Source organism: Mesorhizobium sp. M0478, from assembly GCF_040321305.1.
Classification (GTDB): domain Bacteria; phylum Pseudomonadota; class Alphaproteobacteria; order Rhizobiales; family Rhizobiaceae; genus Mesorhizobium.
This window is the reverse complement of the sequence record NZ_JAMYRH010000019.1, coordinates 56680-69555: the sequence shown is the minus strand read 5'-3', so window position 1 is coordinate 69555 and position 12876 is coordinate 56680. Positions and strand designations below refer to the sequence as shown.

Here is a 12876-nt window from a genome sequence, read left to right as displayed (position 1 = left end):
GGGGGGTGCGCCAGAACGCAAACCTCTGCCGTCAACGCGGTCCTTGCATCCATGAACCGCTTTGCCGAACTCCTCGACCGCTTGGTGCTGACGCCGTCGCGCAATGGCAAGCTGACGCTGCTCGTCGATTATTTCCGCAGCGTCGAGGACCCCGACCGCGGGCTGGCACTGGCGGCGATCACTGGCGACCTCAACATTGCGGCGGTGAAGCCGGCGATGCTGCGCACGCTGGTCACCGAGCGCATGGATCCGGTGCTGTTCGGCTATTCCTACGACTATGTCGGCGACCTTGCCGAAACCGTCTCGCTGGTTTGGCCGCAGACGCCGGGACATATCCCCAACCGGGAGCCGACGCTTGGCGATGTCGTGGCGAAGCTGCAGGCGGCGAGCCGCTCGGACGGACCCAAGGTGCTGGCCGGGCTGCTCGACAGCGCCGGCATTTCGGCGCGCTTTGCCATCATCAAGCTCGTCACCGGCGGCTTGCGTATCGGCGTTTCGGCGCGGCTGGCCAAACAGGCGCTGGCCGATTTCGGCAAGGTCGATGTCGCCGAGATCGAGGAGCTGTGGCACGGGCTGACACCGCCCTATATCTCGCTGTTCGCGTGGCTGGAAGGCAAGGCCGAGAAGCCGAAGCGGACCGCACTTGCCCTGTTCAGTCCGGTGATGCTGTCGAACCCGGTCGGCGACGGCGACCTCGAAAAGCTCGATCCGGCCGACTATGCCGCGGAATGGAAATGGGACGGCATCCGCGTTCAGGCGGTGTGCGAGGGCGGCGTGCGCCGGCTCTATTCGCGCACCGGCGACGATGTGTCCGGCGCATTCCCCGATCTCGCCCAGGCAATGGATTTTTCCGCCGCGCTCGATGGTGAATTGCTGGTCGGCGAGCCGGTGGCGACCGGCACCTTTTCGGACCTGCAACAGCGGCTCAATCGCAAGAGCGTGGCCCCGAAGATACAGCAGCAATACCCGGCATTCATGCGCTGCTACGATGCGCTGCAGATCAACGGCGAAGATTTGCGCGCGCTACCTTTCCGCGAGCGGCGGGCCCGTCTTGAGGCCTTCATCACAACGCTGGACCCGCACCGTTTCGATCTGTCGCCGTTCGTCGAATTCCCGGATTGGCAAACGCTGGAGGAACTGCGCCGCGCGCCGCCGCACCCGATCATCGAAGGCGTGATGCTGAAGCGCTGGGATTCGCCCTATCTCGCGGGACGGCCGAAAGGCCCGTGGTTCAAGTGGAAGCGCGATCCGCACACGGTCGATGCTGTGCTGATGTATGCGCAGCGCGGCCATGGCAAGCGGTCCAGCTTCTACTCCGATTATACGTTCGGCGTCTGGTCGGGGCCGGAAGGCGCAGAGGAACTGGTGCCGGTCGGCAAGGCCTATTTCGGCTTCACCGACGAGGAGCTGAAGCAGATCGACAAATTTGTCCGCGACAACACGGTCGAGCGTTTCGGCCCGGTGCGCTCGGTGCGCGCCGACCGCAGCCAAGGCCTGGTGCTGGAGGTGGCGTTCGAAGGTCTCAACCGTTCGACCCGCCACAAATCCGGCGTTGCGATGCGATTTCCCCGCATCTCACGGCTGCGCTGGGACAAGCCGACCGCCGAAGCCGACCGCATCGAGACGCTGCAGGCGCTGCTTGATCGCTAGGCGGCGCTTACGGTTCGATCGAAACGCGGATCTCGTAGATGTCGACCGCCTTGCCCTGCTTGTCGAAGTCGGAGTTGATGGCGATGCTGCCGGCCGCGCCCGGGGGCTTGTCGGGGAATTTCACGTCGAACAGATATTCGTTACGCTGCTGGCCGACCGCATAGCGCTTGCGGCCGCAGTCGCCGAGATCGCCGAAATTGCAGTCGACGGAGATCTGCGTGTCCTTGCCGTCCTCGGCGCGGGCGACGATGTCGAACACGGCATGTTTGCCGGCAAGCTTCTCCAGCACGCCCTGCCCGACATCGAAGCTGATGGCCGAGCCGGAAGCACCGGAGCGGATGCGCAGGAAGGAGCCGGTGTCATCCTGCACGACATCGGCCTTGGCGTCGGACGGGGTCGCCACATGCGTTGGATCGGTGGGTGTAAACACGTTGATCCAGTCGCGCGTCTGTTCGGCGACACCAGGCTGCTGCGGCGCGCCAGGCTGCTGCGGCTCAGTTGTATCGGCAGGCGGCGTGAAGTCGTCATCGTCGACGGTCGGCGGCGCTTCGGGCGGCGCCGTGTCGAGCTGCGCCGGCGTCTTGAAGACCCCGGTCTGCACGGCGAAATAGAGGCCGATGCCGGCGGCGGCGAGCAACGTCACGCCAAAGAAGATCGCCGTCAGCGGCAGGCGGCGGCCCCTTATCCGCCTTTCATCACGGTCAGGCGCCACTTCCGCCGCGGCCTCGGCCGGCGCGGAATCGGCCATATCGATCGCCGGGGCGCCGGGCAGCGTGGCGTCAGGCATGATGTCGGGGACGACCGGCAGCACGCGCGAACGCGGCGCGTCGGATGCCTCGGGCTGAACCGGTTCATCAACGACGATCGCCGGCGACGGTCCGGCCGCGACACCTGTCGGGGCATCGACCGCGGGCGCCTCGGCGGCGCCCTGTACGGCGTCTTGCGGCTGCGCAACGCGTTGCGTCAGCGCGGTATCTTGTGTCTGCGCAGCGCTCTGCGTCTGCGCGGCGACATCGGGGACTGCGGGCAGGAATTCGGATTCGATCTCGGCGATCTTTTCCTGCACCGCCTTACGGCGCTTGATGGCGGCTTCCACCGTCACGCCGGGATTGGCCTGGAGCACGCGGTCGAGCGCCGCGAAAGCCGACCGATAGACCCGCTCGCGAAATGCCCGGTCCTCGGCGTTGCCTTTCTCGAAGGCGTTGCGGATCGCTTTTTCGATCGCGTCCAAAAGCGAATTCCCCTGTCCGTTCGCTTACATTGCCATGATCGTTAGCCGCAGGCGACCAATCAATCAACGGGCGAGCGCCCGCATTCTGCCTTACAGGCCTGTTCAAGGCCCATTTCGATGCGTTTTGGCAATAAAATCAGTCCGTTTTGCCGCCTTGCCGGGCAGTTTGTGCGCAGTCCACCGCGACGTCTCCGCGTAGCCGAAAAAGCAAATGAGGCGGTGGCTCATTGCGCGCCAATGGAAAATGCCGGGACGAATTGCCGGATGCCGGCTCGAAATCGCGGTTGCCCATCTTGAATTAGCGGCCGGTTGAGTCTATCACCCAGCCGATCCTGGAACCTCGCGCTTCCCGGGCCGCTTTAGCTCAGTTGGTAGAGCACATCATTCGTAATGATGGGGTCAGGTGTTCGAGTCACCTAAGCGGCACCAGTTCTCCATCCGACGCAAGCGTGACGGCAGGTGCAAGGCTAATGCACGTCACTCCCTACACCAACACCGGCACTTCCTGTCTGCCTCGTCGACATGCGCCATATGGCCGCCGCCACAGGATTGCGTCGTCAGACGCTTGACCATCGACTATGCTGCATCGCGCAAGATCGACAGCCTAGAGAACCCGACAATACAAGCATAATTTATAAGATACAAAACCACTATCTTGGAATAATCTTCGTCAATTTTGACCTATATCAGACACTCCGGATTATAGTTGTGTAATTAAACCGTGCCTTTTCTGACACGGTACTACTGCTCATGCAGCATTGCGGACGTGAAAAACCCTGATCGACGCAACGCACTCGCAAATCATACCCATTTTTAGCACTAACTCACACAAATATTACAGCTCGATAGATATTTTGTGTTGCACTGCACCATTGCCCGGTTGCACCATTTCTTGGGGGATTTGGTACTGGGAAGTGCGCCGTGGAGGATTCCGCCAAGTTGATCAGCTTGAATTTTTCGCTGGCCAGCACCGATTTCGAGGCTGCCCCGCGCACAAGGCGCGGGTTTGATGTTGTCGGCGCACTCTCGACGCTGGCAGGCCTCGACCTGAGGCCCGGAATGCAGGGCCGCTGGCTTCATCGGAGATTTCAGACCGGCGGAAATGGCTGATGGCGGTCGCGCGTGACAATCAGTTGGACGCTCTGCGCGCCATCGCTGTCACGATGGTTCTCTATTCCCATTTCCTTGCACCCAACGGGTCCTCCTTTTGGGGCCACATCGGGGTGCGGCTTTTTTTTGTGCTGAGCGGCTTCCTGATCACACGACTGCTGCTCGAAGCGCGCGCCGCGGCCGAATTCAAAGCCGGCCCTGCATTGAGTTCCTTCTACATCAGGCGCGCGCTGCGCATATTCCCGCCCTATTTCGCCGTGCTTGGGTTCGTCTGGCTGACCGATCTGGAGCAGTCCAGTGGATCGCTCGTCTGGCATGCGCTTTACCTGTCGAATTTTTGGTACGCGCTGCGCAACGAATGGACGCCCTGGCTACTCTGCCATTTCTGGAGCCTGAGCATCGAGGAGCAGTTCTATATCGCCTGGCCGCTGGTCGTGCTTCTCGCACCCCGCCGGCGGGTGGAAGCGATCACTATCGGCGTCATCCTGTTGTCGCTGGCCTATCGCTTCTACTGGCCGATCACCGCCACCCCGGCGCTAGCGCGCGACCTGCTGCCGCCAGCATCGATGGACGCGCTGGCGTTTGGTGCTTTGCTTGCCTGCCGGCGGACCAGAGGCGCCGGCCTGCCGCAATGGATGCGGCTAGGCTGGCCAGCCCTTGCGGCTGTCTTCCTGGCGATTGAGTGGCTTATCCCTGCGCCGGCCGATCCTATGCTGGAATGGGCCCGCTGGGCGTTACTGCAGATCCTGCCCCTAGTGCCGCTGGTGGCCGTTGTCGCCGCCTGTTCAGCCGGCCTTGGCGGCGTCCTCGGCAGGGTTTTCGAACTGCCACCGCTGCTGTCACTGGGCCGCATCAGCTACGGCGTCTATCTTTACCATCCGATCCTTCTTTCGCTCGCCGTCAAGTCACAGCCCTGGATCCCGCTCAATGTCTCGGAGCAGGGGCCAGGGCGTTTCCTGGTCGCGAGCACCGCCACGATCGCCGTCGCTTCGATCTCGTGGACGGCTTTCGAAAAGCCGCTCAACGGCCTCAAGCGCCGCTTCCCCTATGTAGCGCGCCGCCGCTCCCAGGCACGCTCTGGCGATGCCGGCTGGCTCGGCAGGGCGGCGGACGCCTATCCCGGCGGATCCCCCGATGGCCGCGCCGCACTCGAACTCCGGCGAACGGATGCGCAGAGATGACCACCGCGCCGCTCGTCTCCGTCCTGCTGCCGGTCTACAATGCCGGGCCTTATCTCACCGCTGCGCTGGAGAGCATTCTGCGGCAAGACTACGATCGCCTGGAGGTCATCGCTATCGATGACGGATCGACTGACAACTCGCTCGAGATTCTCGAACGATACCGCCGGGCAGACAATCGCGTTTCTGTCATCTCGCGTGAGAACCGCGGCCTCGTCGCCACCCTCAATGAAGGGCTACGACTGGCCCAGGGCGAGCTTGTTGCGCGAATGGATGCGGACGATGTCGCCTATCCCCGGCGCCTCTCGCGCCAGGTCGCACTGTTCGAGCGGCGGCCCGATCTCGGCTTCTGCGGCGCCTGCGTCGATACCTTGCTTCACGGCCGTATCGCCAAAGGCAGGCTAGACCCGGTGTTCCGGCTCGGCCGGCTCGACATATTGTCGATGTTCTTTACGATATTCTTACATCCGACGGTGATCTATAACAGGAAGGTTATTGGGAACAACGATCTCTATTACGATCCAAAATATAGGCATGCCGAGGATTTCGATCTCTTCAGACGGCTTGCCGGCCGTTTCCCGGCGACCATATTGCCCGATAGCCTGCTCGTCTATCGCATCCATGCGGGAAGCGTGACCATGCGGCATGCCAAGGAAATGCGCAGGACGCATTTGCGGATCGTGGCCGAAAATCTCGAGCGTGAGGGGCTTGCTGAAACCACAGCGGATCTGCGCGACATCGGCGAGGCCGTCTCTTTCGACACGGTTTCGCGCGCAGCCGATTTCATCCGTGCGCTCGAAGAGCGGATTTCCGAGCTGCCGACCGACACACGGCCAAGCTTCGAGGCAGGCGCGCTGAACCTGTTCTATTTCCTCTACCAACTCGTCGGCGACGAAGGAGAACCGCCGCTGACCCACGAATTGCTCACGCGGACGGCGAGATGGAATTTCATCCGGCGCCGCGAACAATATGCGCTGCGTCCCGGCGTCTGGGCGCCTTGGCTCAGCCTGCTCTCGATAAGGGCCGGAAAGCGGGCGGACGCGGTGGCGTACTTCTTCAAAACCACGCCGGCCGAAGCGGTGCTTGCGCGTTATCAGCGGGGACTGGTATGACCGACAGGCCCCACCCGCTCCTGCGCGATCACCAGTTTGCGAGTGCACCTGTCCCGACATCTCCCCGATCGGAGCGGCCGTCGCTCGAGGTCAGTTTCATCGTCTGCACGCGCGACCGCGCCGCTGTGCTGGAGGCTTGCATAGCCTCGATCCAGACCGCATGCCGGGTGCACGCCACCTTCGCGGCAGAGTTGGTGGTGGTCGATAATGGTTCACGGGACGGCACGTCAAAGCGGCTGGCCGCTATCGCCGAAACTTCCGACATCCCAGTCACAGCCGTCTCGGAGACTCGCCCCGGACTAGCCGCTGCCCGCAATGCCGGATTGGCGCGAGCGCGAGGCCGCGTGCTGGTCTTCGTCGACGACGACTGCAAGCTCGACCGCGACTATCTCCGCGACCTGGAGCGGCACTACCGGAGTGGCGAGAAGTGGCTGATCCGCGGCGGCCGGGTCGAGCTCGGTGATGCCCGGGACCTGCCCTTCACCATAAAGCTCCGCGAGGCAAGCGAGCGGCTGACCCCGGCGGTCCACCCCGGCGGCTTCGTGCTCGGCTGCAACATGACCATGCACCGCGACGTCGCGGCCCGCATCGGCTCGTTCGACGAACGCTTCGGCGCTGGCGGCCCGCTACGCTCGGCTGAAGATACTGATTATCTCGTGCGGGCGATGCTGCTCGGCATGCCGGTCGAGTATGTGCCCGACATGACGGTCTTGCATCATCACGGCCGGCGAGACCGCAAATCGATCGACAGGCTGCACCGCGACTATAGCCTCGGTAATGGTGCGCTGTGCCTGAAACATGTCCGCCACGCCCCTTGGCTGCTTCGCCATGTCTATTGGTCTGCGCGGGCCGCGTTCAGGGAACTGGCGGGCCGTCCTCGCTTTGACCGCGACCTCGATCTGTCGCACTGGCCTATTGTCGTTATGAATCTGGCAGGTGCCGCCAGATTTGCGCTGCTCGTCATGATGGGATGGCCAAAACGGCTGCCGCTGCGCCACGACCGACAAGCCAGCGAAGCCAATGCGGAGGCCAGAGCGCGATAATGTCACTGATTCCGTCAGCCCTGCCAATGCTGCGCCGCGCGCTTGGTGGCAGGCTGTTGCGGCTCGTTCCCGTCGTGGTGGGGCTCGGGCTTGCGGGCGCCGCGCTGGAAGGCCTCGGCATCGGTCTCATCATTCCGCTGCTTGGCATCATTATGGGACGTGGCGAAACATCAGGCATGGCCGGTTTCTCCGCCCTCCTCCAGCAGGTTGGAGCGGACCTCGGCGAGCGCCAGCGGCTGATCGCCATTTCGGCCGCGATCCTCGGTTCGATCGTACTGAAAAATGTCTTTGCCTTCGCCAACACTCTGCTGACCAGCTACATCTACGGCAAGGCAGGTTATTCGATCCGTAGCGCACTGTCGGAGCAGTTGCTCAGGGTCGGCTACCCCTTTTTCCTGCAGCAAAGCCCCGGGCGGCTGCTCAACATCATCTCCAACGAATCCTGGCGAGCATCCGACGCTATCCAGGCCCTGCTCGGCGCGATCGTCAGTGCCTCGGCCGCCGTCATCCTGCTCGCCTTCCTCCTGCTCCTCTCTTGGCAGATGACGCTGCTGGTGACTCTAGGGCTGGCGCTTGTCCAGCTGGCGCACGGGGTTTTGTCGTCCAATCTGAAGGCGCCGAGCCGCAGCGTCGTCTCGCGCAACAGCGCACTGGCGTCGCAGATGCTGCATCTGGTGCATGCCGGGCGCCTGATTCGCATCTTCGGGCAGGAGAACCGCGAAAAGGCGGTCTTCGCCAAAGCGTCCGACGGGGTGCGGCGGGCGGCTTTCGTGCTTTCAATCCGCCAGGGCGTCTTGCCGCCACTGACCGAGGTATTGCACGCAATGCTGTTCCTGGCGGTGGTGATCGGAGCCTGGCTGGCGAATGTAAGCTTCCCGCTGACCGTCGCCTTCCTCATCCTGCTCTACCGACTGCAGCCGCATATGCGGGCCTTGCAGATGTCCTGGAGTCAGTTGCAAGGCATGAGCGGCTCGCTGGAGGAGGTACAATGGCTGCTCGATCCTTCCGACAAGCCCGAGGCGCCGCAGGGCAGCCTGCCGTTCGACGGCTTGCGCCAAGGGATCAGCTTCGATGATGTGAGCTTCGCCTATTCCGGTCCCCTGTCTGGCCCCGACGCGCGCGAGGCGGTGCTGCATAAGGCGGTGTTCGATATCCGCAGCGGCCGCTCGACGGCGCTGATCGGCCGCTCGGGCGCCGGCAAGACGACGATCGTCAATCTCCTGTGCCGCTTCGTCAAACCCGACAGCGGCAGGATCCTCGTCGATGGGGCACCGCTCGATGAAGTGGACCCAAGCCAGTGGCGGCGGAACATTGCCCTGGCCAGTCAGGAGCTGGAACTGGTCGATGGCACCATTTTTGAAAACATTATCTACGGCTACGACACGGCGTCGGCCAGCGACGCCATGCGCGCCGCAAGGCTGGCCGAGGCACATCAATTCATCGAGCACCTGCCGCAGGGCTACGCGACACTGGTCGGATACCGGGGCATCAACCTGTCAGCCGGACAAAGGCAAAGGATCGCCCTGGCGCGGGCGCTGGTGCGCGATCCCGATATTCTCATCCTCGACGAAGCCACCAGTGCGGTGGATGGGTTGTCAGAAGCCGCTATTGTCGAGACGCTGAAATCGCGGGCCGGCCGCCGCACCACCATTGTCATCAGTCATCATTACAGCACCATATCGTTCTGCGACGACGTGGTGATCTTGAGCCGCGGTCGGGTGAAAAAACAGGCCCCCTTCGCAACCCTGGCAATGCTCAGCATGGACGAGCTTTACCAGCACGGAGCGGGTGAGTGATGGGGCGCACCCCAACCTGCGACGCGGCTTGCGCCCGGCAGCTCGCAGATCGCGATCAATCCTGCCGGCAAACCACCGCCGCGACGCATTTCCGATTGTTCAAAAACAATTCTCGGTGGGAGGTCAGGCGGCCTTCTTCTTCGCCAGCCGCGCCTTGATCGAGGCGACGTCGGCGCGCGGCGTCGCGGCGAACAGCGTCCTGGTGTAGTTGTGCTTGGGGTCGGCGAAGACCTCCTCGCGCGAGCCGTATTCGACGGCTTCGCCGAAATACATCACCATCACATCGTCGGCGATGTAGCGCACGACCGACAGATCGTGGCTGATGAAGACATAGGTCAGCTGGAATTCGTCCTGCAGATCGGCGAGCAGGTTGAGCACCTGCGCCTGCACCGAAAGATCGAGCGCGGAGACCGGTTCGTCAAGCACCAGCAGGCTCGGGTTCAGCATCAGCGCGCGGGCAATGGCGATGCGCTGGCGCTGGCCGCCCGAGAACATGTGAGGATAGCGATTGTAGTGCTCGGTTCCGAGGCCGACTTTCTTCAGCATCCTCATGGCGAGGTCGCGCCGCTCTTCGGCCGGCTTGTCGGTGTTGATGAGCAGCGGCTCGCCCAGCACATCTCCGATCTTTTGGCGCGGATTGAGCGATCCGTAAGGGTTCTGGAAGACGATCTGCACCTTGCGGCGCATCTCCCTGGTCAGGCCGTTCCTTGCGATGTCGACCTTGTTGCCGTCGATGAACAGTTCGCCCGACGTTGCCGGATCGATCAGCGTGATGATGCGCGCCAGCGTTGACTTGCCGCAGCCCGATTCACCGACGATGGCCAGCGTCTTGCCCTTGTCGACGCTGAACGAGACGCCCTTGACCGCATGCACGGTGCGCGCGCCGCGAAACAGGCCGCCGCCGACGTGATAGTCGCGCACGATGTCCTTGCCTTCGACGACCTTGATGCTCATCAGACGCCCCCGGCAGCCGGTTCGAACAGCATGTCCGAGACGGTCGGCAGCCGGTCGCCGACGGCATTTTCCGGCAGCGCCGACAACAGCGCGCGGGTGTAATTGCTCTTCGGCGATTCAAACAGCGACAGCACGTCGGCCTCTTCCATCTTGCGCCCCTTGTACTGGACGATGACGCGGTCGGCCGTCTCGGCCACGACGCCCATATTGTGGGTAATCATGATCAGGCCCATGCCGTATTTGACCTGCAGCGACACGAGCAGGTCGAGGATCTGCTTCTGGATGGTGACGTCGAGCGCGGTGGTCGGCTCGTCGGCGATCAGAAGCTTCGGATTGCAGGCGATGGCGATGGCGATCATCACGCGCTGGCACTGGCCGCCCGACATCTGGTGCGGAAACGAGTTCAGCCGTTCGGCCGGCTCGGCAATGCCGACCTGCGTCAGCAATTCGATGGCGCGCTCGCGACGCTGGGCCTTGTCCATGCCCATATGGAAGCGCAGCACCTCCTCGATCTGAAAGCCGACGGTGAAGCACGGATTGAGACTGGCCATCGGCTCCTGGAAGATCATCGACATGTCCTTGCCGACGATCTTGCGCCGGTCGGCCGGGCTCATCTTCAGGAGATCGCGGCCGTTGAAGCTCATCTCGTCGGCAGTGACCGTCGCCGTCCACGGCAACAGCCCCATCACAGCCAACATCGACACCGACTTGCCGGAGCCGGATTCGCCGACGATGGCCAGCACTTCACGTTCGTTCACATGGAGCGAGACGCCATCGACCGCGCGGAACGGGCCGGATGCGGTCTGGAACTCAACGACGAGATTGCGGATGTCGAGCAGCGCCATTACGACCTCCTCAGCTTCGGATCGAGCGCATCGCGCAGACCGTCGCCGATCAGGTTGATGGCAAGCACGGTGATGAGGATGGCCAGACCGGGGAAGGTCACCACCCACCAGGCGCGCAGGATGAATTCACGCGCCGAGGCGAGCATGGTTCCCCATTCCGGTGTCGGCGGCTGGGCGCCAAGGCCGAGAAAGCCGAGAGCGGCCGCCTCCAGGATGGCGTTGGAGAAGGACAGCGTGCCCTGGACGATCAGCGGCGCCAGGCAATTGGGCAGGATGGTGCGCAGCATAAGCCTTATATGGCCGGCGCCGGCGACCTTGGCGGCGACCACATATTCGCGGCTCTTTTCGGCCATGACGGCAGCGCGCACCAGACGGGCAAAGTGGGGTTGCAGGACAAGCGCGATGGCCAGCATGGCGTTGAACAGGCCGGGGCCGAGGATGGTGACCAGAACCAGCGCCAAGAGCAGCGACGGGAAGGACAGGATCAGATCCATGACCCGCATGATCGCCACGTCGACCCAGCCCCGGAAATAGCCGGCCAAAAGGCCGAGCGTGATGCCGCCGACAAGCGCCAGCGTGACCACGACGGCGCCGATGAGCAGCGAGAAACGCGCGCCATAGAGCAGGCGCGAGAGCATGTCGCGGCCGACCGCGTCGGTGCCAAGCAGATATTCCATGCTGCCGCCTGCCTGCCAGGCCGGCGGACGCAAGAAAGCGGTCTTGTCCTGGATGTCGGGCGCATAGGGCGCGAGCAGCGGTGCAAAGAGCGCGGCCAGCACCAAAAGGATGAAGACGAACAGGCCGATGACGGCGCCGCGGTTTACCGAGAAATAGTGCCAGAAAGTCCTGAAGCCGGTCAGTCGGTCAGGGTTGCCGGCGGCCATCGGGGCGATTTCGGTCGACTGGCTCATCACGCCGCCCTGATGCGCGGGTTGATGACGGCATAAAGCACGTCGACGATCAGGTTCACCGCCATGACGATAAGGGCGATCAGCAGCAAGCCTGACTGCACGACGACATAGTCGCGCTTGGATATGGATTCGACCATCCACTTGCCGATGCCCGGCCAGGCGAAGATGGTTTCTGTGAGAATGGCGCCGGCGAGCAGGGTACTGACCTGCAGGCCGATGGTGGTGACCACCGGGATCAGCGCATTGCGTAGCGCATGCACGCCGATGACGCGGGACGACGACAGGCCCTTGGCGCGGGCGGTCCGCACATAGTCTTCGCCCAGCACTTCGAGCATGGCCGAGCGCGTCTGGCGCGCGATCACCGCCAGCGGGATGGTGCCGAGCACAATTGTCGGCAGCACCAGGTGACTCAATGCCGAGCGGAAAGCATCCCACTTGCCGTAGAGCAGGCTGTCGAGGGTCAAGAAGCCGGTGATCGGCTTGATAAAGAACTGAAGGCCGATGCGTCCTGAAACCGGGGTCCAGCCGAGATAGCCGGAGAAAAAGATGATCAGCAGCAGACCCCACCAGAAAATCGGCATGGAATAGCCGACGAGGGCGGTGCCCATCAGCCCCTGGTCGAACCAGGAGCCGCGTTTGACCGCAGCAATGATGCCGGCCGGGATGGCCAGCACCATGGCGAAGATCATGGCGAAGACTGAGAGCTCGATGGTTGCCGGGAAGAGCGTCATGAAATCTTCGATGACCGGCCGCTTGGACGAAATCGACACGCCGAAATTGCCGGTCGCGGCATCGCGGACATAATGCGCGTATTGCTGCCAGATCGGCAAATTGTAGCCGAACTGTTCCTTCAGTTCCGCGTAACGCTCGGGCGACACGCCATGCTCGCCGGCCATGGCAAGAATGGGATCGCCGGGCAGCAGCCTGACAAAAGCGAAGGCGCAGATGGTGATGCCGATCAGCGTCGGCAGCACCAAGACGATTTTGTTTAGGAGATATCGGAGCATCTTGAAAAGCGGGCGGCGCCTGATTGCGCGCCGCCCGCC

General features: G+C 63.0%; 10 protein-coding genes and 1 tRNA gene. 6 read left to right on the top strand and 5 right to left on the bottom strand.

From position 1 onward, the window contains the following. Window positions 1-51: 51 nt before the first annotated feature. A complete protein-coding gene (locus NKI64_RS29665) occupies window positions 52-1650 on the top strand; it encodes a cisplatin damage response ATP-dependent DNA ligase (RefSeq protein WP_023692612.1) in 1599 nt (532 codons plus the stop codon). A 7-nt stretch (window positions 1651-1657) separates the two neighbouring features. Here NKI64_RS29665 and NKI64_RS29660 read toward each other — a convergent pair whose 3' ends face one another. Beyond that, window positions 1658-2881, bottom strand: a complete 1224-nt coding sequence (locus tag NKI64_RS29660; RefSeq protein WP_023669501.1) for a hypothetical protein — start codon at window positions 2879-2881, stop codon at window positions 1658-1660. A gap of 353 nt (window positions 2882-3234) precedes the next feature. On the opposite strand from NKI64_RS29660, the gene NKI64_RS29655 reads away from it, so the two are divergent. The 5 genes from NKI64_RS29655 to NKI64_RS29635 all read left to right on the top strand — a co-directional run bounded on the left by NKI64_RS29655 (window position 3235) and on the right by NKI64_RS29635 (window position 9120). Beyond that, window positions 3235-3310: transfer RNA gene (locus tag NKI64_RS29655), tRNA-Thr, on the top strand. 680 nt (window positions 3311-3990) lie between these two features. After that, a complete protein-coding gene (locus NKI64_RS29650; protein WP_023740784.1) occupies window positions 3991-5172 on the top strand; it encodes an acyltransferase family protein in 1182 nt (393 codons plus the stop codon). Further along, window positions 5169-6281, top strand: coding sequence for a glycosyltransferase family 2 protein (locus NKI64_RS29645; protein ID WP_023682047.1), 1113 nt, complete (start codon window positions 5169-5171; stop codon window positions 6279-6281). The genes NKI64_RS29650 and NKI64_RS29645 overlap by 4 nt, the downstream gene beginning before the upstream one ends. Continuing rightward, window positions 6278-7324, top strand: coding sequence for a glycosyltransferase family 2 protein (locus NKI64_RS29640; protein ID WP_352671712.1), 1047 nt, complete (start codon window positions 6278-6280; stop codon window positions 7322-7324). The genes NKI64_RS29645 and NKI64_RS29640 overlap by 4 nt, the downstream gene beginning before the upstream one ends. After that, a complete protein-coding gene (locus NKI64_RS29635; RefSeq protein ID WP_027049321.1) occupies window positions 7324-9120 on the top strand; it encodes an ABC transporter ATP-binding protein in 1797 nt (598 codons plus the stop codon). The genes NKI64_RS29640 and NKI64_RS29635 overlap by 1 nt, the downstream gene beginning before the upstream one ends. 123 nt (window positions 9121-9243) lie before the next feature. Here the strand turns inward: NKI64_RS29635 and NKI64_RS29630 are convergent, their stop codons facing one another. Genes NKI64_RS29630 through NKI64_RS29615 form a run of 4 tightly spaced genes read right to left on the bottom strand, consistent with a single transcriptional unit; the run spans window position 9244 to window position 12837 of the window. Continuing rightward, window positions 9244-10074, bottom strand: a complete 831-nt coding sequence (locus tag NKI64_RS29630; RefSeq protein ID WP_023682050.1) for a dipeptide ABC transporter ATP-binding protein — start codon at window positions 10072-10074, stop codon at window positions 9244-9246. Next, window positions 10074-10919, bottom strand: coding sequence for an ABC transporter ATP-binding protein (locus tag NKI64_RS29625; RefSeq protein WP_023682051.1), 846 nt, complete (start codon window positions 10917-10919; stop codon window positions 10074-10076). The genes NKI64_RS29630 and NKI64_RS29625 overlap by 1 nt, the downstream gene beginning before the upstream one ends. After that, window positions 10919-11803 carry an ABC transporter permease subunit gene (locus NKI64_RS29620; RefSeq protein WP_050485757.1) on the bottom strand — a complete coding sequence of 295 codons (885 nt, stop codon included), beginning with the start codon at window positions 11801-11803 and terminating at the stop codon, window positions 10919-10921. Before NKI64_RS29620 ends, NKI64_RS29625 begins: the two co-directional genes overlap by 1 nt. A gap of 26 nt (window positions 11804-11829) precedes the next feature. Next, window positions 11830-12837, bottom strand: a complete 1008-nt coding sequence (locus NKI64_RS29615) for an ABC transporter permease subunit (protein ID WP_023669492.1) — start codon at window positions 12835-12837, stop codon at window positions 11830-11832. Window positions 12838-12876 lie beyond the last annotated feature (39 nt).

Bases quoted from the DNA above. Each gene is read 5' to 3' on its own strand.
- NKI64_RS29625 (WP_023682051.1), bottom strand. From the start codon at position 10,919: ATGGCGCTGCTCGACATCCGCAATCTCGTCGTTGAGTTCCAGACCGCA.
- NKI64_RS29615 (WP_023669492.1), bottom strand. From the start codon at position 12,837: ATGCTCCGATATCTCCTAAACAAAATCGTCTTGGTGCTGCCGACGCTG.
- NKI64_RS29665 (WP_023692612.1), top strand. From the start codon at position 52: ATGAACCGCTTTGCCGAACTCCTCGACCGCTTGGTGCTGACGCCGTCG.
- NKI64_RS29630 (WP_023682050.1), bottom strand. From the start codon at position 10,074: ATGAGCATCAAGGTCGTCGAAGGCAAGGACATCGTGCGCGACTATCAC.
- NKI64_RS29635 (WP_027049321.1), top strand. From the start codon at position 7,324: ATGTCACTGATTCCGTCAGCCCTGCCAATGCTGCGCCGCGCGCTTGGT.
- NKI64_RS29620 (WP_050485757.1), bottom strand. From the start codon at position 11,803: ATGGCCGCCGGCAACCCTGACCGACTGACCGGCTTCAGGACTTTCTGG.
- NKI64_RS29645 (WP_023682047.1), top strand. From the start codon at position 5,169: ATGACCACCGCGCCGCTCGTCTCCGTCCTGCTGCCGGTCTACAATGCC.
- NKI64_RS29650 (WP_023740784.1), top strand. From the start codon at position 3,991: ATGGCGGTCGCGCGTGACAATCAGTTGGACGCTCTGCGCGCCATCGCT.
- NKI64_RS29640 (WP_352671712.1), top strand. From the start codon at position 6,278: ATGACCGACAGGCCCCACCCGCTCCTGCGCGATCACCAGTTTGCGAGT.